General features: G+C 33.2%; 19 protein-coding genes and 3 tRNA genes. 10 read left to right on the top strand and 12 right to left on the bottom strand.

Translation table 11 applies throughout. The annotated features are described in order from the left end of the window. Positions 1–3: 3 nt before the first annotated feature. Genes EG242_RS02040 through EG242_RS02030 form a run of 3 tightly spaced genes read left to right on the top strand, consistent with a single transcriptional unit; the run spans position 4 to position 1,068 of the window. Entirely contained in the window at positions 4–351 is a 348-nt protein-coding gene (locus tag EG242_RS02040; RefSeq protein WP_124898246.1) for a hypothetical protein, read from the top strand. Continuing rightward, positions 341–685: a hypothetical protein gene (locus tag EG242_RS02035; protein ID WP_124898245.1), complete on the top strand. Its 345-nt coding sequence runs from the start codon at positions 341–343 to the stop codon at positions 683–685. The genes EG242_RS02040 and EG242_RS02035 overlap by 11 nt, the downstream gene beginning before the upstream one ends. 11 nt (positions 686–696) lie before the next feature. Beyond that, positions 697–1,068 (top strand): hypothetical protein, encoded by a 372-nt coding sequence (locus EG242_RS02030; RefSeq protein WP_124898244.1) that lies wholly within the window; start codon positions 697–699, stop codon positions 1,066–1,068. Between the two features lie 103 nt (positions 1,069–1,171). On the opposite strand, the gene mgtE is transcribed toward EG242_RS02030, so the two are convergent. Genes mgtE through serS form a run of 4 tightly spaced genes read right to left on the bottom strand, consistent with a single transcriptional unit; the run spans position 1,172 to position 4,932 of the window. Next, entirely contained in the window at positions 1,172–2,524 is a 1,353-nt protein-coding gene (mgtE, locus tag EG242_RS02025; RefSeq protein WP_124898243.1) for a magnesium transporter, read from the bottom strand. Then, positions 2,514–3,299: a 16S rRNA (adenine(1518)-N(6)/adenine(1519)-N(6))-dimethyltransferase RsmA gene (gene rsmA, locus EG242_RS02020; RefSeq protein WP_124898242.1), complete on the bottom strand. Its 786-nt coding sequence runs from the start codon at positions 3,297–3,299 to the stop codon at positions 2,514–2,516. The genes mgtE and rsmA overlap by 11 nt, the downstream gene beginning before the upstream one ends. Continuing rightward, a complete protein-coding gene (locus EG242_RS02015; RefSeq protein WP_124898241.1) occupies positions 3,292–3,606 on the bottom strand; it encodes a DUF4286 family protein in 315 nt (104 codons plus the stop codon). The genes rsmA and EG242_RS02015 overlap by 8 nt, the downstream gene beginning before the upstream one ends. 54 nt (positions 3,607–3,660) lie before the next feature. Then, positions 3,661–4,932 carry a serine--tRNA ligase gene (gene serS, locus EG242_RS02010; RefSeq protein WP_124898240.1) on the bottom strand — a complete coding sequence of 424 codons (1,272 nt, stop codon included), beginning with the start codon at positions 4,930–4,932 and terminating at the stop codon, positions 3,661–3,663. A 132-nt stretch (positions 4,933–5,064) separates the two neighbouring features. Between serS and EG242_RS02005 the strand changes: the two genes are divergently transcribed. The 5 genes from EG242_RS02005 to EG242_RS01985 all read left to right on the top strand — a co-directional run bounded on the left by EG242_RS02005 (position 5,065) and on the right by EG242_RS01985 (position 8,809). Then, the gene (locus EG242_RS02005; RefSeq protein ID WP_124898239.1) at positions 5,065–6,984 is read left to right on the top strand and encodes a M1 family aminopeptidase; all 1,920 of its coding nucleotides are present in this window, start codon (positions 5,065–5,067) and stop codon (positions 6,982–6,984) included. A 76-nt stretch (positions 6,985–7,060) separates the two neighbouring features. Beyond that, on the top strand, positions 7,061–8,404 hold the full coding sequence (gene rseP, locus EG242_RS02000) for an RIP metalloprotease RseP (RefSeq protein WP_124898238.1): 1,344 nt from the start codon (positions 7,061–7,063) through the stop codon (positions 8,402–8,404). Between the two features lie 83 nt (positions 8,405–8,487). Further along, a tRNA-Asn gene (locus EG242_RS01995) sits at positions 8,488–8,561 on the top strand. A gap of 60 nt (positions 8,562–8,621) precedes the next feature. Then, positions 8,622–8,695, top strand: a tRNA-Asn gene (locus EG242_RS01990). Between the two features lie 40 nt (positions 8,696–8,735). Beyond that, a tRNA-Asn gene (locus tag EG242_RS01985) sits at positions 8,736–8,809 on the top strand. Positions 8,810–8,966: 157 nt separating this feature from the next. On the opposite strand, the gene EG242_RS01980 is transcribed toward EG242_RS01985, so the two are convergent. Together EG242_RS01980 and aspS are read right to left on the bottom strand one after the other, a co-directional pair. Next, complete coding sequence (locus EG242_RS01980) at positions 8,967–9,191, bottom strand: CDGSH iron-sulfur domain-containing protein (protein ID WP_124898237.1); 225 nt, start codon at positions 9,189–9,191, stop codon at positions 8,967–8,969. 197 nt (positions 9,192–9,388) lie between these two features. Further along, positions 9,389–11,143 carry an aspartate--tRNA ligase gene (gene aspS, locus EG242_RS01975; RefSeq protein WP_124898236.1) on the bottom strand — a complete coding sequence of 585 codons (1,755 nt, stop codon included), beginning with the start codon at positions 11,141–11,143 and terminating at the stop codon, positions 9,389–9,391. 242 nt (positions 11,144–11,385) lie between these two features. Here aspS and brnQ point away from each other — a divergent pair, with 242 nt between their 5' ends. Next, positions 11,386–12,681 (top strand): branched-chain amino acid transport system II carrier protein, encoded by a 1,296-nt coding sequence (gene brnQ, locus EG242_RS01970; protein WP_124898235.1) that lies wholly within the window; start codon positions 11,386–11,388, stop codon positions 12,679–12,681. A 52-nt stretch (positions 12,682–12,733) separates the two neighbouring features. Here brnQ and EG242_RS01965 read toward each other — a convergent pair whose 3' ends face one another. From EG242_RS01965 to EG242_RS01945, 5 genes are all read right to left on the bottom strand, one after another. Further along, on the bottom strand, positions 12,734–14,695 hold the full coding sequence (locus EG242_RS01965) for a DUF3857 domain-containing protein (RefSeq protein WP_124898234.1): 1,962 nt from the start codon (positions 14,693–14,695) through the stop codon (positions 12,734–12,736). Further along, entirely contained in the window at positions 14,682–16,646 is a 1,965-nt protein-coding gene (locus tag EG242_RS01960; RefSeq protein ID WP_158608837.1) for a transglutaminase domain-containing protein, read from the bottom strand. Before EG242_RS01960 ends, EG242_RS01965 begins: the two co-directional genes overlap by 14 nt. Continuing rightward, on the bottom strand, positions 16,585–19,788 hold the full coding sequence (locus EG242_RS01955) for a toxin-antitoxin system YwqK family antitoxin (RefSeq protein ID WP_124898232.1): 3,204 nt from the start codon (positions 19,786–19,788) through the stop codon (positions 16,585–16,587). The genes EG242_RS01960 and EG242_RS01955 overlap by 62 nt, the downstream gene beginning before the upstream one ends. Before the next feature lie 109 nt (positions 19,789–19,897). After that, complete coding sequence (locus tag EG242_RS01950) at positions 19,898–20,272, bottom strand: hypothetical protein (protein ID WP_124898231.1); 375 nt, start codon at positions 20,270–20,272, stop codon at positions 19,898–19,900. 135 nt (positions 20,273–20,407) lie between these two features. Then, positions 20,408–21,556: an MFS transporter gene (locus tag EG242_RS01945; RefSeq protein ID WP_124898230.1), complete on the bottom strand. Its 1,149-nt coding sequence runs from the start codon at positions 21,554–21,556 to the stop codon at positions 20,408–20,410. A gap of 926 nt (positions 21,557–22,482) precedes the next feature. On the opposite strand from EG242_RS01945, the gene EG242_RS01940 reads away from it, so the two are divergent. Continuing rightward, positions 22,483–23,136, top strand: a complete 654-nt coding sequence (locus tag EG242_RS01940; protein WP_235831843.1) for a DUF6891 domain-containing protein — start codon at positions 22,483–22,485, stop codon at positions 23,134–23,136. A gap of 45 nt (positions 23,137–23,181) precedes the next feature. On the opposite strand, the gene EG242_RS01935 is transcribed toward EG242_RS01940, so the two are convergent. Then, positions 23,182–23,688, bottom strand: coding sequence for a hypothetical protein (locus EG242_RS01935; protein ID WP_124898229.1), 507 nt, complete (start codon positions 23,686–23,688; stop codon positions 23,182–23,184). Between the last annotated feature and the right edge of the window lie 73 nt (positions 23,689–23,761).

The following is a 23,761-nucleotide window of genomic DNA, read 5'->3' as shown; positions in this document are numbered from 1 at the left end:
ATTATGAAAGCAATTAAAATATTAAATACAATAGTTGTGGCAATACCATTAGCACTTGGTCTAATAGACCTAATTTTACAAGACGGCGCTTATTTAATTTATGCCTTGTGGTTTACTATGATAACAGGTGGAGTACAAGTTTTATTAGGGATTATTTTGGCTATAAAACTTCATAATAACTTACATTTTAAAATCTACCTAATTGGAGTTGTAGGTTATTTCTTTCTAATTTACCTAGCCGACGAGTTTGATCTCTCACATGGTTTTTCTTATTTAATGTTTACTATTCCGGCATTATTAGCAGTCTATTTATCGGTGTTGATTTATAAACTTCCAAATCATGAACTATAACATCATTGCCTACTTTTTGTATTTCGCGATCACTTTTTTAATCATCGTGAAAGTGGGACGGATATGTTATCAAAATGGAAATGTCTTTGTATCACAGCTAATTCCTAACCATGAAGATTTGTGTAAAAAGATCAATCATTTGTTGTTAATAGGTTATTATCTGTTGAACATTGGTTACTGCACCATGACCATTATCTCTTGGGAAAAAATAGGCGGATTTACACAACTGGTCGAAATCATTAGCCTAAAAACATCAATCATCATTCTGATTATTGCACTAATGCATTACCTGAATATTTTATTACTTACAAACTATATCAAAAAATTAATTTAAAACTGTTAATTATGGAAACTACCAAAATTTTAATCGGTTACGCAGTGTATCTGCCAATAGCGTTATTTTTAACTTACTACGTGTCTAAAACGCTTTTTAAAAACAGTAAAGTTTATATGTTGGATATTTTTAAGGGCAGGGAAGAAATTGCCTTTGCGACCAATAAATTGTTTGAAACAGGTTTTTATCTGTTGAATATTGGTTTTGCTTTAATGATTTTACAGATGAATTTGTATAATGACAGCTATCAATTATTGATTGAAAAACTGAGTTATAAAATCGGTGCTTTTTCAATATATCTGGGGTTGATGTTGTTTATAAACCTGTATTTCTTTTTTAGAGGGAAACGCAAAGCAAGTCATTCACAAGTTATTCAACAATAAATAAAAATAATACCTAAATATAATTTTTGATTTTAAACCTCACAGGTTTTTAAAACCTGTGAGGTTTATCGTAAATAAAAAAAATAGTTTTTGCTGTGTATTTTTAAAACCCTAAAATGATTTTAGCAATGGTAAAGTAAATTAAAATTCCAAAAATATCGTTACTTGTTGTGATAAATGGTCCGGTTGCAATTGCAGGATCAATACCATTTTTATCAAGCATTATCGGAATAAAAGTTCCAATTAAACTGGCAAGTATCATTACGGTAACCAATGCCAATACAATGGTTGATGAAATTTCGTACGAAGTACCCATAATAAAATGCGTTGCCAACAATAGTAAAACTGCTAAAATGGTACTGTTTAATAAGGCTAATAACATTTCTTTACCCAAGCGTTTTAATAAAGATCCCGAAAGGCTGTTGTTTGCCAAACCCTGAACCACAATTGCCGATGATTGTACGCCAACATTCCCCGCCATAGCCGCAACTAATGGGGTAAAGAAAAATAAGGTTTGGTATTTTTCCATGGCATCGCTAAAGCCTTCGGAAATGTTTACGGCAATAAAACTACCAATTAAAGCTAATAGCAACCATGGTAAACGTGCCTTGGTTAGTTCCCAAATACTGTCATCTGCCTCAACGTCTTGTGAGATACCCGCTGCCATTTGGTAATCGCGATCGGCTTCTTCCTTAATAACATCTACGATATCATCAATGGTTATGCGTCCAACCAAACGTCCGGTTTCATCAACAACAGGAATGGCTTCTAAATCGTACTTTTGCATAATACGCGCCACTTCTACATCTTCGGTGTCAACCTTGACAGAATCTACTTTTGGAATGTAAATATCTTTGATTTGAGTGGTGGTTGATGAGGTAATTAAATCTTTTAAAGACAAACGACCTTTTAGTCGATCTTCATCGTCAACCACGTAAATAGAGTGTACACGCGATACGTTTTCTGCTTGTTTGCGAATTTCTTGAATACACGTTAATACATTCCAGTTTTCGTTTACCTGAATGTACTCTTTTGCCATTAAACCACCAGCAGTATCCTCGTCATAACGCAACAATTCAACAATGTCTTTGGCGTGTTCAAAATCTTCAAGCTCCGAAATAACCTCATCTTTCATTTCTTCCGATAGTTCGGCGATAATATCTACCGCGTCATCGGTATCCATTTCGTCTAACTCTTCGGCAATTTCTTTAGCAGAAAGGTTGTTTAAGATTTTTTCACGAACTTCTTCATCTAATTCCAACAGAATTTCAGAACTAATTTCCGATTCAATAATACGGAACAAATAACCTGCATCTTCTCCGTTTAATTCGTTAATTATTTCTGCAATATCAGCAAAGTGAATGTCCTCGAGACGGCGAAGTATTTCGCGTTCGTTTTTTTCGGCAATTAAGCCTTCAATCTCTTGGATAAATTCTTTACTGATTTTAAATTCCATACGCTTCTATTTTTTGTGTAAGTGCTATAAATTCTTCTACGCTTAATTGTTCAGGACGAAGGTTAAAAACGGCATCGTCTTTAATTTCTTCTGATATAAAACTTTTTAAACTGTTGCGCATTGTTTTTCTGCGCTGGTTAAATGCCGATTTTACTACGGTAAAAAATAATTTTTCACTGCAAGGTAAACTGTAATTTTCTTTGCGAATCATGCGCATTACGCCCGATTTTACTTTTGGTGGTGGTGTAAAAACGTGTTCTGATACGGTGAATAAATATTCGGTGTCATAAAAAGCCTGAGCCAAAACTGATAATATCCCATAAGTTTTACTGCCTTTTTTCTCGCAAATACGTTCAGCAACTTCCTTTTGGAACATTCCCGAAAATTCCGGTATCTGATCGCGCATTTCTAAAACCCTGAAAACAATCTGTGTTGAAATATTGTACGGAAAGTTTCCTATGATTGCAAAAGGCTCTTCGTTAAAAATCTTCTTTAAATTGTATTTTAAGAAATCTTCTGCAATTATATGGTTATGTAATTTAGGATAATGCTTTTCAAGATAAACAACCGATTCTTTATCAATTTCTACCACAAAAGTTTCAACGGGTTTGTCTAATAGGTATTTTGTTAAAACCCCCATTCCCGGACCAATTTCTAAAATTTTGCTGTAACCGTTTAAGGTTAGTGTATCGGCAATATTTTTGGCAACACTTTCGTCATTTAAAAAATGCTGACCTAAATGTTTTTTTGCTCTTACGTTATCATTATTACTCATGTTCGCTAATAATTTCAAGGTCGGTACGGAATGCTAACATTTTGTCTGCAAACAGCTGTAAACCTTCGCTGCGTAACAAAGGTGCGTGATTTTGTTTGTAATCTTCTAACGCTTCTTTAGTTTCGGCAAAATACTGTGCAGAATAAGTTATGCCGCCCATATCTTCATCAACCAAAACTTTTACCAAACGTGCCGATTTAAAACAACCGGTGTTCAACATTTCTTGAATATGTTTGGTTTGCATCCAGTTTAGCCATTGTTCGTGAACAGACTCGTCTATATTTATGGTAACGTTGTAAATGATCATACGTTTCTATTTTTAGAAAAAAACACCAACTGTATAATTGGTGTTTTTAGGTTTTTAATTAATAATATCGAATCCGCAGTAAGGTTTTAATACGTCTGGTATTACAATGCCTTCTGGTGTTTGATAATTTTCTAGAATACCTGCTAACACTCGTGGTAACGCTAAAGACGAACCGTTTAAGGTGTGTGCTAATTGCGTTTTGCCATCTTTGCCTTTAAAGCGTAATTTTAATCGGTTTGCTTGAAAAGTTTCGAAGTTCGATACCGATGAAATTTCTAACCAGCGATCTTGTGCGGTTGAAAAAACTTCAAAATCGTAAGTTAATGCCGATGTAAAACCCATATCACCACCGCATAAACGCAAAATACGATAAGGTAATTTTAGTTCGTTTAAAATTTCTTTTACGTGTTCAACCATTCCTTCTAACGCTTCGTACGATTTTTCAGGATGTTCTATACGAACAATTTCCACCTTGTCAAACTGATGTAAACGGTTTAATCCGCGAACGTGAGCACCCCAAGATCCAGCTTCTCTACGAAAACATGGCGTGTAGGCAGTTGCAAGAACAGGTAATTCATTTTCCTGTAAAATAACATCGCGAAAAATGTTTGTAACCGGAACTTCAGCTGTTGGAATTAAATATAAATCATCTTTAGCATCGTGGTACATTTGTCCTTCTTTATCAGGTAACTGACCCGTGCCGTAGCCCGAAGCTTCGTTGATTAAATGCGGAACCTGATATTCTTTATAGCCAGCATCGGTATTTTTATCTAAAAAATAACTAATTAAAGCACGTTGTAATTTAGCGCCTTTGCCTTTATAAACCGGGAATCCGGGAGCTGTAATTTTAGTTCCTAATTCAAAATCAACGATATCGTATTTTTTAATAAGATCCCAATGCGGAACGGCATCCTCATGTAACATTGGAATTTCGCCCGATTGAAAAATATTCAAATTATCATCTGCGCTTTTTCCTTCCGGAACAATATCAGCAGGTGTATTCGGTAATTTATATAATTCTTGTGTAAGCTCTTCTGTAACGTTATTTAAAACATCTTTTAGCTCAGCGGTTCTTTCTTTGTGTTTTGCTGTTTTTTCTTTTAAGATTTCGGCTTTAGATTTTTCGCCGTTACGCATTAAATCACCAATTTCTTTGGATAGCTTGTTCGATTCTGCCAAGATATTGTCTAATTCAACCTGTGTTGCTCTGCGCTGTTCATCCAAGTCTATAACTTTTTGAATCATTTCAGCAGCATCAAGATTTCTTTTTGCAAGTGCTTTTACCACTTGTTCTTGATTTTCTCTAATATAAGCTATCTGTAACATAAAAAATTAATTGTTAAAGGGCAAATTTACACAAATTCTTTATGAATAGATAACTATTCAAGCAATAATTCTTTGGATAGGATATGTCTGAACTATAAATAATTATAGTATTTTTACGCAAATTAGTATCTAATGAAAAGAGTATTTTTTCTGCTTGCTTGCAGTTTGTTTACATTATCTTCTATAGCTCAAGTTTCATCAAATTCACAAGATGATTACCGTTTGTACGAAAAGCAGGCGGCACAAAAACGTATGGCTTTTAAAGAAAACCCCAATACGTTTAATTATGATGTTAAGCATCAAAAATTAGAATTTAATGTAGATCCTTCTCAATATTACATTAGCGGAGCAGTTACCACTAAATTTGTACCTAACCAAAACCTGCAAACTATAGTTTTTGATTTAAGTCATGATTTAACAGTTAGTGAGGTAACACAAGGTTTGCAAACAGCAACTTTTACGCAAGCAAATAATGAACTAATTATTCAATTGCCACAACAAGTACTTATGGGTGCAGATGGTGAGGTGAAAATTATGTATGAAGGTGTGCCGCCCAGAGCCAACGAAGCTTTTACGCAGAGTTACCATAACAACACACCAATTGTTTGGACCTTGTCTGAACCTTTCGGGGCAAAAGATTGGTGGCCTTGCAAGCAATCGTTAAACGATAAAATTGATGCTATAGATATATATATAACCGCACCAACGGCAATGGTTTCTGTTTCTAATGGAATGGAGCAATCGCAAACAACCAATACCAATGGAACAAAAACCACACACTTTACACATGGTTTTCCAATTCCTGCTTATTTGGTGGCTATTGCGGTTACCGATTATCAATTGTATACACAAATTGCTGGTACGGTACCCAATACGTTTCCTATTGTTAATTATTTATATCCCGAAACCTATCAATCTGCAGTAAGTCAGTTGGCTGTGACATTACCCATTATGGATGTTTTTGAAGAGTTATTTGGAACCTATCCGTATCATACCGAAAAATATGGACATGCGCAGTTTGGCTGGGGTGGAGGAATGGAACATACAACGGTTTCTTTTATGGGAGGTTTTTCTCGACATTTAATTGCGCATGAGCTGGCACATCATTGGTTTGGAAATAAAGTTACTTGTGGAAGTTGGAAAGATATTTGGATAAACGAAGGTTTTGCAGAATATATGGCGGGTTTGGTTGTAGAGCATTTAGACGGACAGAATAATTTTACCAATTGGAAAGCCGATAAAATAAACAACATTACTTCGGCTCCCGCAGGAAATGTCTATTTAACCGATAATCAGGCGCTAGATTCTAACCGAATTTTTAGTAGCAGGTTAACGTATAACAAAGGATCAATGGTAGTACACATGTTGCGCTATGTTTTGGGAGATGAAGATTTTTATCAGGGAATGCGTAATTTTTTGAACGATCCGGCTATTGCTTATAATTATGCAGTTACAACCCAAGTGAAAGATCATTTAGAAGCCGCATCGGGCAAAGATCTTACAGAATTCTTTAACGATTGGATCTATGGTGAAGGATTTCCTTCTTATCAAGTTAATGCAGAAATAGTATCGGCAACACAAACAAAAATTATCTTATCGCAAACAACATCGCACGCTAGTGTTTCTTTTTTCGAAATGCCGGTAACCTTAAAATTTACAGGTAGTAATGGCGAAATAGAAAATGTCGTATTGCAACACACGCAGAACAATCAACAATTTGTTGTAGAAACCAATGTGGGTAAATTGACAGCGATAGAAGTGAATCCTTTAAATGATATTGTTAGTAAAGATCATCAAGTAACTATAATAGAAGCGGCGTTGCCAATAGTAGAAGAGTTAAAGGTTTTTCCTAACCCAACAAAAACATCTTTTAGAGTACATATTCCAGAAAGTATGCAGGTGCTGTCTATGAATATCTTTGATTTAAAAGGAAAATTAATTTCAAAAAACATCAGTAACCCCTATGTATCAGAACAACTGGCAAGCGGAGTTTATATTTTGGAAATTCAGACACCAGAAAAAATCTATCATAAAAAAATTATAAAAAATTAAATTGAAAACAAACAATGCCAAAGAGTAAGGTTAAAATCTTACATTTGTGCATCAAAAAATGAAAGTATAATAATAAATGGACGTATTAGTTAAGTTATCGCAGTTTTTATTAAGTTTATCTTTATTAATTGTGTTGCATGAGTTGGGGCACTTTATCCCAGCGAAATTATTTAAAACACGTGTAGAAAAGTTCTATCTTTTCTTTGATATAAAATTCTCTTTATTTAAGAAAAAAGTAGGCGACACCGTTTACGGAATAGGGTGGTTGCCATTAGGTGGTTATGTGAAAATTGCCGGTATGATTGATGAAAGCATGGATACCGACCAATTGAAACAAGAACCGCAACCATGGGAATTTCGTTCAAAACCGGCATGGCAGCGTTTAATCATCATGTTGGGTGGTGTAACGGTAAACTTTATATTGGCATTTGTTATTTATATTGGAATGACCTGGTTTTATGGCGATAAATACATTGCGAACGATACTTTAAAAGATGGTGTTTGGGTGACTTCTGAAGTATTGGAAGACGTAGGAATGCAGTCGGGAGATAAGATTATTTCTATTGATGGACAGCACTTAGAAAGATTTGATGAGGCTGCAATGAAAATTATAATGGGAAAAGAAATTCTTGTTGATCGTAATGGTGTGCAAGAAACCATTAAATTACCTGTAGATTTTATAAATAGCGCATCAAAAAGAAAGAAAACGAAGCTATTAATGCCACGTATGCCCTTTGTAGTTGGTGGCTTTACAGATGATTCACCCAACAAAGATGTTTTACAACCAAAAGATTTTGTTACAGCTGTTAATGGACAAAAGATAAGTTACTTCGATCAAATGGACGATGTTTTAAAACAATTGTCTAACAAAGAAGTCCCTGCAAAAATAACCAGAGATAACAAAGAAATTGATGTTGTTTTAAAAGTAAATGCAGAGGGAATGATTGGTGTAAGCCCGGCTTTAATTACACATAACGATGCCGAGAAGTTAGGTTTATACAAATTAAGTACTGATAGGTATAGTTTTGCAGAATCTGTTCCCGTAGGTGTTAATATGGGAATTAATAAGTTAAAAGAATATGGACAACAATTAAAATTAATTGGTAACCCCGATACTGGCGCTTACAAAGAAGTAGGTGGTTTCATGGCAATTTTTAATATTTTTCCTGATTTTTGGAGTTGGGAAGCTTTCTGGCAAATTACCGCTTTACTGTCAATTATGTTAGGTGTAATGAATTTATTACCAATTCCAGCGTTAGATGGTGGTCATGTTTTATTTTTATTATACGAAATGATTTCGGGTAGAAAACCAAGCGATAAGTTCTTAGAATATGCACAAACAGTTGGTTTTGTTATACTTATTGCTTTGCTGCTGTTTGCAAACGGTAACGATATATTTAAAGCCATAACGGGCAAGTAAAAAAAATAACGATTTTTTAAAAAAGGTGTTTGCAAAAAGGAAAAATCGTTCTATATTTGCATCGCAATAAAGGTAACACACCTTCCTCCTTAGCTCAGTTGGTTAGAGCATCTGACTGTTAATCAGAGGGTCCTTGGTTCGAGCCCAAGAGGGGGAGCAAAGTTGCCAAAGCAACACCTTAATTTTATTGCAAAATAGAAAACTTAAAATTTAAGTTTCCTCCTTAGCTCAGTTGGTTAGAGCATCTGACTGTTAATCAGAGGGTCCTTGGTTCGAGCCCAAGAGGGGGAGCAAATTGCGAAAGCAATGAACAATTTTAATATTTTAAGTTTCCTCCTTAGCTCAGTTGGTTAGAGCATCTGACTGTTAATCAGAGGGTCCTTGGTTCGAGCCCAAGAGGGGGAGCAAAAAACAAAAGCCTTACAGAAATGTAGGGCTTTATTATTTCTAGGATATACTTTTCTTAAGGTTCGAGCACCTGCTTAAAAATTATGGGGCTTTAGGATAATCAATAAAAGGAACGTAAAATAGAAAAACCTTACAGAAATGTAAGGCTTTGTAGTTATACTTTTTTAGGCGGAAGGTCAAACGCTATGGCATTGTGCTCAAAATGTCCTTTATGTGCGCCATCGCAAAAGGGTTTGTTTTTAGACAAACCGCATCGACAGATCGAAAGTACTGTTCTGCTTTGTAAACCATACGCATTTCCTTCTTTATCTACGATTTCGAAATCTCCTTCTATTTTTACCGATCCATTGTCATTAATGGTAAGTTTTGTTTTAGACATAGTTGTATGTTATTTGTTTCTACACAAAACTAACGATAATGTTGTTAATTTTTACCTTGCCGATTCTATTTAGAAACGTTCCTTTTAAGGACTTAATACTACGTGGCTTTTAATTACTGAAGTAAAAGTTTTTTTAATTAGTGTGAAATAAAAATCCCAACCTAAAGCTGGGATTTTATCTTTTAATATCTGATTAATTATCCTTTTACATTCAGCATAATTGATAATTCATCTAGTTGAGTGTTATCAATAGTTGCAGGTGCATCAATCATCACATCACGACCTGAATTGTTTTTAGGGAATGCAATAAAATCACGAATGGTTTCTTGTCCGCCTAAAATAGCTGTTAAACGATCCAATCCAAAAGCCAAACCGCCGTGTGGTGGTGCGCCAAACTGGAAAGCGTTCATTAAAAAACCAAACTGCTCTTGTGCTTGTTCTGTTGTAAAACCTAAATGTTTAAACATTAAAGCCTGCATGTCTTTGTCGTGAATACGAATCGATCCACCGCCAATTTCATTACCGTTTAATACCAAATCGTATGCGTTTGCACGAACTTTACCCGGATCGGTATCTAACAAGTGCATGTCTTCTGGTTTTGGCGATGTAAACGGATGGTGCATTGCATGGAAACGTTCCGAATCTTCATCCCATTCCAACAACGGAAAATCAACAACCCATAAAGGTGCAAATTCGTTTGGTTTACGCAAGCCCATACGGTTTCCTAACTCCATACGCAATGCTGATAACTGGCTGCGTGTTTTGTTTGCCGAACCTGACAATACTAAAATTAAATCGCCTTCGTTAGCTCCAGTAGCTTCAGCCCATTTTGCTAAATCTGCTTGATCGTAGAATTTATCTACCGATGATTTGTACTGATTGTTTGCTTCGCATTTTACATACACCATTCCTAATGCACCAACCTGCGGACGCTTAACCCAATCAATTAACGCATCGATTTCTTTACGAGTATACGTTGCAGCTCCTGGAACGGCAATTCCAACGACTAATTCTGCCGAATTGAAAACAGGGAATTCTTTGTGTTGAGCCACCGCATTTAATTCTCCAAATTTCATTCCAAAACGAATATCTGGCTTGTCGTTTCCGTAGGTTTTCATGGCTTCATCAAAAGTCATACGTGGAAATTTCTCAATTTCTATGTTGTGGATGTTCTTAAGTAAATGACGCGTTAATCCTTCGAAAACATTTAAAATATCTTCTTGTTCAATGAACGACATTTCACAGTCGATTTGAGTAAATTCTGGTTGACGATCGGCACGTAAATCTTCGTCACGGAAACATTTCACAATTTGGAAATATTTATCCATTCCACCAACCATCAATAATTGCTTGAATGTTTGTGGCGATTGTGGCAAAGCGTAAAACTGACCCGGATTCATACGTGAAGGCACTACAAAATCGCGTGCGCCTTCTGGTGTAGATTTAATCAAATAAGGCGTTTCTACCTCACAGAAATCTAAATTCGATAAATAATTGCGAACTTCTTGCGTTACTTTATGGCGAAATAACAAGCTGTTTTTAACTGGGTTACGACGAATGTCTAAATAACGATATTTCATACGAATATCCTCACCACCGTCAGTTTCATCTTCAATAGTAAAAGGTGGTAATTGCGATTCGTTTAAAACAGTTAATTCCTTTACCAAAACTTCTAGTTCACCTGTTGGGATATTTGCATTTTTAGATTCACGTTCTATAACGATTCCCTTAACTTGTATCACAAATTCGCGACCCAATGATTTTGCTAACTGCATTACCGATTCTTCGGTACGCGATTCATCAAAAATTAACTGAGTAATTCCGTAACGGTCACGTAAATCAACCCAAATCATAAAACCTTTATCACGTGATTTTTGAACCCATCCCGCAAGAGTAACTTCTTTATTTACATCGGCAATACGTAATTCGCCGCAATTATGACTTCTGTACATTTTTCTAAAAAAAATAGTTTGCGCAAAGGTACTGTTTTGTCTTAATTTATAATGAAATTATTAGTGGTTTTTATTTTAGTAGTGCGAATAAGGAATGAATGATGAACCTATTGATAGATTTTTTAATATAAATCTACAAAACCGTAATTTTTATAAATTAAACATAATTTGTAATTATTTATTTAAGCTTTTGTTAAAAAAAAACCTTATGTTTGAAGTAAATCAAAAATATATTAAACTACATGGAAGCAAGAAAACGTAGAACCATTCTTTTTTTGGGAATGGCACTATTTGCGATGTTTTTTGGAGCAGGAAATTTATTACTACCCGCTTATTTAGGCTTGCAAACCCGCACAGATTGGACGGCAACATTTGCAGGTTTTTCGTTAACAGCTATTTTAGCACCTGTTTTAGCAATTTTTGCAGTAGCCGTCTCAGGTAACTATTTTACCGATTTGGGTGCACGTGCAAATGTTAAATTAGCCTATGTTTTAGCTACAGTTAATGTTTTGTGTATTGGTCCTTTAATTGCATTACCACGCGCAGGAGCATCGGTTTTCGAAGTTGCTATCCAGCCAATTATACCACATGCGCAACCAGTTTGGGTTTGTGTTTTGTTTTTTGGTGCAGTAATGGCGGCATCACTTTCTTTAAACCGCATTACCGCCATTTTAGGTAAAATATTTACACCTATTTTATTAATTTTTCTTGCTATTTTAATTATACCTGGCTTTTTTGTTGGGTCGGAAGTTAATATTCCGCCAACAGTTATTGAAGATCGTTTTTATGTAGGATTTAATGAGGGTTACCAAACAATGGATGTTTTAGCGGGATTGATTTTTGCCGTGCTGTTAATTGCCGGAGCCAATCGTAAAAGCTATACACATATAAACGAAAGGGTAGAAGTTGTGGTTAAAGCCGCACTTTTAAGTGCTTTTTGTATGATACTGGTTTATGGCGGTTTGTTTTACCTTGGTGCGCACGCTACAGTGAATGTTTCCAATACCACACGATCGTCTTTATTGGTTCAAATTGCCACACAACATTTTGGCAATAGCGGTATTTATTTAATATCAATATTAATGATTTTGGCGTGTTTAACTACTGCAATTGCATTAACAGCTGGGTCGGCAAACTTTTTTGAACGATTAACCAAAGGAAAGTTAGGATATATTGAAGGAGTAATATCAATTACATTAGTATCAACTCTTTTAGCAATTATTGGGGTAGATGGAATTATTGATTATGCTGCTGCAACCTTAAACTTTATTTACCCAGTAACTTTAGTGTTAATACTTTCAGTATTACTGTTTGGAAAAATTATTCATAACCAGAAACCTTATTTTATAACATTAATTGTAACAATGGTTGTATCGTTGATTAGATTGGTAGCTAATTGGTTTCCGTCAGAAGATTTCTTTACGCAATTACTGAACATGTTGCCTTTGGCACGTTTTAATCTAGAATGGGTACTACCTGCAATACTAACATTTATAATAAGTTGTTTTGCTTTAGGTAGAAATTTGAATAGGAAATAGATTTATATTGATTGCAAAAAAAAACCAACCGTTAAAGGTTGGTTTTTTAGTATTATTTCTTTTCTAATATCACAGACAATTTGTTGAAATCTGCAGCTGCGTTTATAATTTTTTGGTATTGCGGATACACGCTTGCAGGTAATTCAACAAATTCGTAATGTTCGGTGTTTTTTACAATTAGTTGGTTGCCTTTAATTTCGTAAGATGATATAAAATCGGCAACTACTTTTCCTTGATAGGTTAACGATTGATTCATATTAAAGACTTCTGGATTTTTAATCTTATAATCTGCCGGAAGCGTTAATGTTATGGTTCTATCATACGAATGTGGATTGTCTATTTCTATTGGGAAAACACGTTCTTTTTCTTCGTACATTTCCATTTGCTTGCCAATTACTTCGCCCACTTTAAAAATATAATTGTTTCCGGCTTTGGTAATTAAATCTTTTGCATTGGCTTTAACATCTATCACAAAATGTTCTTTACCTACAAATTCTAAACCTTCGTTTTTAGCTTCTACCGATGCAATTTCAGATTCAAATGTATAGTTTTTTGCTATAAAATTTAACATCTCTTGATATTCTGTAGGATCAGAAAAATCTTTTGCAGGTTGAAAATTTAATGATTCGTACCCATTGAATTTAATTTTTGATGCCAACGCAGGATCGGTAACACTGTTAGAAAAATCAACATGAATATCCATTACAGACATACTTTGATTTTTAGGAAAATCAATTGTTTTTACTTCTGAAACCGGAACTTGGATTCCACCAAAGGTTTTTGATTTTACAAATAAACCATGATTTCCTGCAAATTGGTCATCAAACATTGGTGTTCTGTAAGCTGGTGCTCCTGGTTCTACATAAACATCGGCTGTTGGAAAGTAAAAAAGAACTTCTTTAAAGTTAAGATACGATTCAAAATTTGGATCAAAAACATTCTGAAAACGGTCTGTGGTAAAAACAATTTCGTAAGGAACATTCATTTTTTTATACGCATTGGCATATAGTTTTAAAAGATCAAACAGATTTCCTTGTTTGTTGTTAATAATGTCTGCTAAATTTTCATTTGCCGAAAAATAACGATTGTATTGTATGTTTTCTTTGATGTTTTTTTCGATGTTCTGAATTTGTGCAAGCGGATCGGATGTTTTTTGGAATTTCTTTACAAAATTTTCTAATGCTTTTTCTTCTGCTTTAGAAAGTTCACGGTGATAAGCTTCGTATAAGCTTTTAGCATAATCGGAGTGATTGTATATGTTTTTAGTGTTTGTTGAAAGGTTTTCGTCTAACTTATAACTAAAACGTTGACTATTTTTAAGCATATTGCTTTGACGTTCGTTATCTGGAACCGACGGAATATTTAAAGCTTCTACATAAAGTGAGTTTTTTTCTTTGTAGCTTTTTAGTTTGCTTTCTGCCTTTGGAAATCCGTTGTACGATGCCGAACTAAACAACAAACGCTCTGGGTAAATAAGTTCTACAGTAGTTTTTAAAACAGGCGCATTGCTTTGTAATTTTAAGGTGCTACCAGAAATTTCAGGTTCTTTTTTTATAATATGAAATTTTTCTATAATTGCTCCTTTTTCTAATCCGTTTACTGCAAAATAATTATACTTTGTTTGTCTTTGTTCGTCTATTTCTTCTTTAATATCAGATTGTTTCAGCTCTATAATTTTGCCGTTTTTAAGTATAACACGTAATTTATTGGCAATAAGATTATCGTTCATACCTGCCGGAATGTACACTTTGTTGTTACGTTCAATAGCATTGTCAGAATTTATTAGTTTTTTTTCATGAATAAGACGGTATTCTGATGCCGTATCATTTTCAAAAACAAATTCAGATTTAATGTGGCGTTCTAAAATAATTTCTTCTTCTTTTTGAAATTTTGGATCTATTTTATATTCTGCCGATGAAAATTCGTAGTTTTTAAACTCAAATTTTTGTGCCTGTACATTCCATACGCTAACGGAAATGAAAAGGGTTAGTAGTACACTTTTAATTTTTATCATTTTTTTTGATTATAATGGTTTCTAGATAGTTTTCTTTTAGTTTTTTTAAAGATTCGTTCCACAACGCAAATTGTTGAGGTGCAATTAGTGTCTGCTTTATTTGGACATTGTAATTTAATTCTACAGTGGTATCTTTTTTAGAATAGCTAAAGTTAAAAGCTATTAAATCGTTTGAAAAAGAAGCGTTTTCTGGTAAATGTGTTACTTTGTTTCCTTGCGGAATGTTTAGTGTAACCCGATAAGATTGATTGCTTAAAAAATCGTGATCGTATGTTTGTGAACGGGTAGGCTCAAAAGCATCGTTTTGAAAAGGTTTATCTAAGGTAAGGTTTATATACATTTCGTCACCAGAACTTACCACATAATTATCTAATTCAAAATTATAGGTAATGGTATAAGGTTGGTCGTTATTGTCGAAATCTTTTTCGGTAAAATCAGAAAGCTTAAACTTGTTATTTCCTTTTTCTAACAAAGAAAAAACATATTCTTTTCTATGACGTGCATTATCACCAATTATGTTACGATATTGTGTTGCGGCCAAACCATTTGCGGTGTAAACACCTTTTCCAATAATTTTTTGTTCTGCCAAAGTAATATCTACAACATCGGTAATGTTGTTCAATTGTGCGTCAACTTCTGGTACTGTTGCTATAATGTACAAACTGCCTTGGGCAATAAGCGCCTCTTTACCTTGAATAAAGCTGGAAGGCATACCAAAAGGCACATTCGCATCTGTAGCGTCAAGATATATATTTTTTCCATCTTTAATATATGTTGCAATCATGTGATTATCTACTGCAGGAGTGGGAAGTTGCTGATAGGTGTAAGGTAATTCACGTGTGCCAATCCAAGTGAAATTAACATTTGGTACATTTACATATTTAGCCATTTCGGTAATTATACTCGTCATGTCTTTACAATCACCAAATTTGCGTTCAAACACTTTATCTGCTTCTCTAGGAATAAAACCTTCGTAACCACTTTCAAACGCAACATATTTAATGTTTTTTTGAACCCACTTAAAAATGGTTTTCATTTTTTCGTCGTCGGTGGTGCAGTTTTTAGTTAGATCTACCGTAAAAGTTTTTAAATCGGCACTTTCTTTTAGGTTTATTTTTGATATGAAGTTGTGATAATACGCATATAGTTTATCAACAGATCCTAAAACGGGCACAAGTTGTTCTTTGGTTTTGTATTCAGAAATCCAAAAGTGAAGATGTGGCGTTTCGTACATATTACCGGCAGCACCTCCATCGTTTTTCATAGCAGGTATATTTTCTTTTTTAAATGTTGTAGTGGTAACACCTTTTTTAGATTCGGTAGTAATATCTATCGCATTTTTATCAATATTAAACAACCTGTAATCTATTTTTACTGTTTCTGGGTGACTTATTTTTAAGGTTCTTTTTTCGTTAACATAACTTGTTGCAAACATGAATCTGTGTAGTAAAAACGGATCGGCAAATTCAATTTTATACTTTAAAACTTTTTTACTACCGCTGGTAAGGTTGGCATAATTAAAGGTTTTAAGTTTTACATCGCTATCAAAAACACTTTGGCGATCTAGTTTTTTGTCTGCAATATGTGCAACATCGGTTTTTTTTTGTCTACCGTTTATAGTGTTTAGTGTGTATGCTTCGTATGATTTTATAGGAGAAAGATCAGAAAAAACAATGCTTTCTACGGCGCTAAATCCACCTTTATCACTAATAATCATAGACTCTTCGTGGTTATCTTGCGAGATAACCAATTGATTGTTTTTGTTAACGTTTATATGATAATGTTCTACATAATCTGTTACAATTTCTGATTGTCCCGGATATTTTTGCTGCGGATTTACAATAGGTTGTGCATTCCCAAGCACGCCTGAAAACAGTAAAACTATTAAGCTAAATCGCCACCAAAATATCTGAATCATAGGTGTAGTTATGTTTAATCTTATTGTTTTCATAAATTTTATAGTTTCCGTGAATTTCATCTTCAGAATATTCTGTTTCAATCAATTTATCACCGTTTGTATCAAAGTAAATGGTGTTTCCTTGTTGTTTGCCATTTATAAACGATGTTTGCATATATCGCTGACCATTTTCGTAATTAATATGTTGATTGCCGTTTAACCAACCAGAATTATATTGTGCATGATAAGCAAGCGAACCATCTTCGAAATTTAGCTTATAATCACCATTATATAGAAAGTTTTTAAAGTTAATTTCTAATGCTTTTTTTCCGTTTTTATAATAGGATTCTATCTTATTGACTTCTTTTGTAAAAGGTATTTTGCTTGATAACTCACCATTTTTATCTACTGTTTGATAGCTTGTTGGTGTATCATAATAATAATGAATAATGGCAAGTGTTTCGCCGTTTGTTCCAAAAATGGTGTTGGTTCCGTGGCGTTGGTCGTTAATATAATTTACTTCGGTAGATTTTTTATTTATTCCTGGAATAAACACTGTTCTTACAAAATTTTCTTTACCCCATTCAAACTGCAAACTGTTGATAGGATTGCCTAAATGATCATATTTTTTAGATAAACCATGACGTTTACCTGCAAAATAATCCGCTTCATATGTAAGTTTACCGGTTGGTGCATTGTAAATTTGCTTTCCGTGTAATACGTTATTTACATAGTTTTCTTTGTTTAACACTAAACTGCCCGCTTGTTTTACAGATGTTCCGTGTAATTGTCCGTTTTTAAGTTCAACCGTTTTGGTAGTTGCAGCAGTTTCTTTAATTGTGAATTTTCCGTTTTTTTCTACAAAATCAAAAGTAGTTGGTGTATCTAACAAATAAAATGTAGAAGCTAAAGTAAAATTAGTGCTTAGTATATCTTTACGATAAAGTTTTTGGTCTTGTGTGTAAATATACTTTTCGTTTTCTAAGTTATTATTAATGTAGAATGCGTTTGTAGAGATTTTACCATTATCGTAATACAAAATTTCCGGACCATTTAAACCGTTTTCGTCATAATACTGAGTGTATTTTATTTTGTTGTTCCAAAAATCTTCAAACAAACCATTGTAAAGATTTTCTTTGTACGAAACCTTATAATCTCTTTGACCGTTGCTTAAAAAAGTTTCTATTTTTAAATAATCTCCATTATTATCAAAAGTTGTTTTACTTTTTAAATACCCTAAAGCATCGTAATAGCTCCATTCGCCAACAGGTTTGCTTTTTTCGAAAGATCCTTCTGCAATAAGATTTCCTAATGCATTGTAATTTTGATACTGCGTTTTGTCTTTGTTTTTTAAGGCAGGTGCGTTTGCAAATTGAAACTCTGAATGACTGTATTTACCGTTTTTGAAAAAGTGTGTTTGATATTTATGTCCACTTTCATCAAAACTTTCGGCAGAAATTAAATTCTCTTTTGCGTCATAATTTTCTTTCTCAAGCAGTTTTCCATCAACAGAAAAAAGCTCGCTAGAAACAATTTTATGATCCTTATAAGTAATTAGGTTTTCAACTTTTTTGTTAGAATGATAGCTTGTATAAGTTACAGGTTTGCCTTTAATATATTTAGATTCTAGTTTTAATGTGCCGTTGTCGTAATATTCTAGAAAATCACCATCTATTTCATTATCTGCATAGTTGCTATTTAATACTAAAGTTCCTGTTTCGTTAAAGCGTTTGTACTCACCGTTAAACAGACCGTTTCTATAATTTGCAATTATTTTTTTTGTACCGTCTGGGTAGTAACATTGCGAAAGTCCGTTATATGAATCATCTACATAAGTGCCTTCACAGTTTTTGCCCGATGTAGGATAATAAGTGGTGTATTTACCGTCTGCTTTTCCGTTTTTTGAATTTAAATCTAAAATAAGTTGATTGTTAACAGCGTAATTTTTTATTGCGCCCGTTATTTCACCGTTTACATAATTTTCAGAGTAGCTTAAATTTCCATTAGCTTCGTAATAATTTTTTACACCGTTTAAGTTATTGTCTTTGTAAGTTATGTCTGCCTTTTTTGTGCCTAAAAAGTCTTCTACAATTCCGGTTCCTTCTAATTCATTTTCTTTATTAAGAGGTAAAAAAACTTTTTCGTTATTTTCTCTAAAAACCTTGTACTTTTGATTTCCTCTGTAACCAGTAAAATAGTTCTCTGTTATTTTTGGAATTAAAAAAGTATCTACGTAATTTTTAATTTCTTTATCATTTTTACTATATTCCTTCTCAAAACTTGAACTTATAGATCCAAGCGAAAGGTATAAATAATTTTTTGTGTGTTTTGCCAACGCAATCTCTTTGAAATGTTTTCCAAATTGATTTTCAAAAAAGCCATTTTTAACGTCGTGCGTTTCAAAATAATCAATAATAGCCTGCATGTTTCTTACCACAACATCGTCTATGCCAATTTTTAGCGGATAGTTTGCATGATATTGAACCTGAGCGTTTAAAAGTTCTTCTAATTCTTTAAACTGATCGCCAGTTTCAGAATATTTTAATGTAGGTTTGCTGGTGTAATTTTGGTGGTATTTTTTGTTTAAAGTACTCAATGCACTATAAGCGTTTGCCGAAAGAGGATCAAGCATTAAAAAAGTCATTAAAGACAAACTGCCTTCTACAATTTTACCATCTTCTAACGCTAAATTACCTAAATGATACAAAGCGCTTGTGTGCGATGGATCTATTGTTATTATTTTTTTATAAAGATCTAAAACTTCTTGGTTTTTTTTCTGTTTATAAAGAACTACTGCTTTGTTTAGTAACAAATGTGTAGATTCTGGATTGTTTTTTAAGCCTAAATCAAACATTTGTATTGCTTCATCTAGCTTATCGTTTTCACTTAAAACAATTCCATGAAGTGCTAATAAATAAGGCGCTTCTAAATATTTTTTTTCTTCGAAAAGTTGTGTTGATAGTTTTAAAGCTTCTTCTAACTTTTTATCGGCAAGTAACGAATTAATAATTTCGTATTGAGCAGTAATGTATTTGGGATCGCTAATATTTACTTTACTAAAATCTGCTATTGCTTTGTCATAAGCTTTGTTGGTATGTTGTTCTATTCCCGAAGAAATAAATTCACTTGCAGAATAAGTTTGTCCAAATAAGGGCATCGAAATTAACGTAAGCAATGTTAAGTATTTGTTTTTCATAAGTGTTAGGCTGTGTGAGATTTGTTAAAAATAACTTAATTTGTTAAAGTAAATATAAAAAAAAGAGTCATATTAAAAAATATGACTCTTAAAAAAATTAATTTTTAAATTATCTATCAGCATTAGCTCTCCACGTTGCACCATCTTTTAAGTACAATATGGTTAGTTTGCTAGCATTGATTCTTATGTAATGTGTACCCGATGAACCAATCATTACTGCGGTATTTTCGTTTTTTTCAAATTCAACACCCGTAATATCTGGTATACTGTCCGAAAATAAGAAGTTGTATTTATCGCCAACTTTTACAACCTGCACATGTCCGTTATCGTTAGATTTAGATTCATCTGCATTAGAATAACTTACTTCACCATTATATCTACCAATAAAGAAGTCGCTATCTGCTGGATCATCATCATCGCTACAAGCGGTAAAAACAAAGATTGATAAACATAAAATTCCGAAAATTTTTAAAATACTTTTCATAGCTTTTTAATATTTAATGTTACAACTTAAATAAACCAAGCATTGTGCCATTGCGAAATAGGGTGTTTACAGCTAGTTATATAGTTTTTTTAGACATGAATTTTGGTTATTTTTTCTACAAATGGTGTAATTATTTTAAACTTTTAAGAATTTTTTTAGATAAACAATAGCCAACATGCCACCGATTGCCGCCATACCCACACCAATTAAAACAGGCGAGTTATAAGTGTAGCCAATTGTTATAGGTATGCCGCCTAAATATGCGCCTAAAGTGTTACCAACATTAAAACTAGCCTGACCTGCAGCTGCAGCTATGTTTTCGGATCCTTTTGCAGATGTAATAAGCATCATTTGTAAAGGAGACCCAATAGTAAAAGCAACCAAACCGGTAATAAAAGCCATTATATAAGTAAGTTGAGTAATATGTGCGGTGAAATACACTACAACTAATGTAAACGCCATTGCTATAAAACAGCTAATGGCAGCTTTGGTAGGTGAAATGGTATCGGCTAACTTACCGCCAATAATATTCCCAAAAAACATTCCTAATCCTACTAAAATCATAATAAGTGGAACTTTGTTTTCTTGTAAACCTCCAACTTTTGTAACCATTGGCGATATATAAGTAATCCATGAAAACAAACCACCCGTTCCAATAGATATTACCGCAATAATTACCCAAGCTTTTAAATTTTTAAAGTACGATAGTTGTTGCTTTAAATTACCATTCATTTTACTATTCATAGCAGGCAACCAAAAATAAATGCTAAGAATCGTAATTAGCCCTAATGCCGCAATAATTCCGTAAGTAATGCGCCACGAATAATGATGCCCAATGTACGTTCCAAGCGGAACACCGGCTAAATTGGCAATAGTCATACCGGTAAACATAAAGGCTATAGCTTGTGCTTCTTTGCCTTTAGAAGCTAATTGTGCTGCCATTACAGATCCTACTCCAAAAAAAGCACCATGTGGTAAGCCCGACATAAATCTTGCAATGGCTAAGGTATTGTACTCTGGCGCAATGGCAAACAAACCGTTAAATACAACAAATAATAACATAAGGATTATTAAAACCTTTTTAGGAGCAATTTTACCTGTAAAAATGGTTAAAATAGGTGCGCCAACTACCACACCCAATGCATAAAGAGCAATAAAATGAGCAGCTTCTGTAATTTCTATTTGTTGATCTTTAGCTATATCTTGTAAAATACCCATCATGGTAAACTCGGTCATACCAATAGCTAAACCGCCACATGCCAAAGCAATTAATCCTTTATTCATCGTAGTTTATTAAGAATTTGCAAAGGTACCATATCCATTTTACATTTAATGTTTAAGGCAACTATAATTTTAGATTATTGCATTACCGTTACTAAGAGTCCGATTCTTCTCTTGGATTCATATCGCTGATTATATTTATAAACCCGTAGTGCATTATGTGATTAAAATTAATTCATTGAAAATGAATATAGAAAAAAAATAAGACTCCGTAGGAGTCAAATATTTGTAACCCCGAATGAAATTCGGGGGCAAATGAAATGAAACGATGTCGGGTTTTGGCGCATATTTTTGTAGCGAAACAAAGTGAAGTAAACAAAAAATGTGACAAAACGGTATTTTGATAATGCACTACGGGTATTTATAAGTAAAAAATAATAAGTTTACCGTAGTCTATTATAAAATATCACTGATACACAATTTATATGTTTTTAAACCCCAATAGTACATATAGTTATATATTGATTTATTGGTAAGTTATAGACAATCAAAAAGGTATATATAGTTTTTATCATTGATAAAACACATGTGTTTATTTTGTAAGATACAAAAACTATGTAGCTAAAAATTTGTTCAACAGTAAATACACAAACTATGTGGTAAAAAAACTATCCGATTTTAGTTTCTTTCATTTAAAAGGATCATACGCTACAGGTTAAGCTATTATCAACTTTACAATAAATGGCAACCTACTTCGCTTTTTTTCCTCGAAATAGCCCGCTATTTCTTCCTAAAAAACACTCGTATCTTACTTATTTATTGAAATATGAATCTCAATTTTATAATCGAACTCAGATTAATAGATTAAATCAAATCAAAAAAATCATAAAAATCATAAAAAAACATAAGGTATTGTATGATATTTAAATGGAATTAATATATTCGTACTATAAAAAATAAAACATTAAAAGGCTTTAAAGCAAAAATTTATGAAACAGAGTATGTCTGAAGATCAGCAATTTATTTTTGATTCTATTTACACACAGGTTCGTTCGGGGTTTTACAGTTTAGAGGACATTCAGAACAATATTATCGAAGAAATTGAAGATAATGGTTTTGAAGACGAGATTTCCGAAGATTGGGCGTACAAACAGATTAATGCTGTAAACGAAGAACTTTTAAAAGAAAGTGAATCGTGGGGTGAAAACACACAGACAAATAGGTTAATTGCGGCTTTTGATGAGTTGGCAGAATCTAAAATTATTGCACTTCATTATACAGGATATACAATGGATGATGGAGAGTACGAAGTTGTTGAGGTAGAACGTACCTTAAACGATAACAATGAAAAATCTGAAGGGTATTGTTTTTATCACGGACAAGATTTAGAACGTGCTGTTCGAGGAGAGGGGTTAAACATCAGTTTTCAGAAAATTAATAATGAAAGCGATGTTGTGAGTAAAGAAATTGCCAAAAAAATTGTTGCTGTTTTAGAAAAACATGATTTAAAAGTGGATTGGAACGGAAAAGCATCGAGCAAAATTTTACTGCCCGATTTTAAATGGGAAAGAATTTATGACGAAGACGATCGTGATTTACTAAATTACAATTATGTAATCGATGCCATTTTACTTAATAAATAACAAAAAGCCACTTGAACGAGTGGCTTTTACATATATAATATTTCTTTAAATCGAATCAATTATCAATTTATGAAAATCGATCAATGCTTTTAAAGCCCCAAGTTTGTCTTCAAATTCTAAATGGTATTTTGTAGAAATAATCCATTTTCCGGTAGTGTAATTCGATGTTATGTGTGGTTCAAATGCATTTTGTTTTGCAACTTTCTCTAAACCAGAAGTTATAGCTATATTCTGTAATGTTTTCTTAAAGATATTGTTGATACATTCTATATTCAGCATTTCTTTTTTACGTGAAAATAAACTCATAAAATGATTACGAGAAGTAATTTCAAAATTGTAAAAATTGCAATTGTTTAAAATTAAATCTACTTTTCCTAAATTATGATTTCCCAATTCATTACTAACCTTGATTATCATATTTTTATACGGTATTTCAATATGATATTCACTAATAATCATTCTGCTTCCACCAACTCCGCCAACTTTAAAATCATTAAAAGAAAAAATAGCATTTTCATAAGAATCTGCTACTGCTTTGTATTCGTTCTGCATTTATAAAATAGATTTAAACTTCTATAAATATAGCAACTCTGTAATTATCAACAATTATTATCGACAGTTTTTC

It is taken from the genome of Paenimyroides viscosum, assembly GCF_003858535.1.
Classification (GTDB): domain Bacteria; phylum Bacteroidota; class Bacteroidia; order Flavobacteriales; family Flavobacteriaceae; genus Flavobacterium; species Flavobacterium viscosum.
The sequence above is the reverse complement of the archived record's forward strand: the minus strand, read 5'-3'. Positions and strand labels throughout refer to the sequence as shown.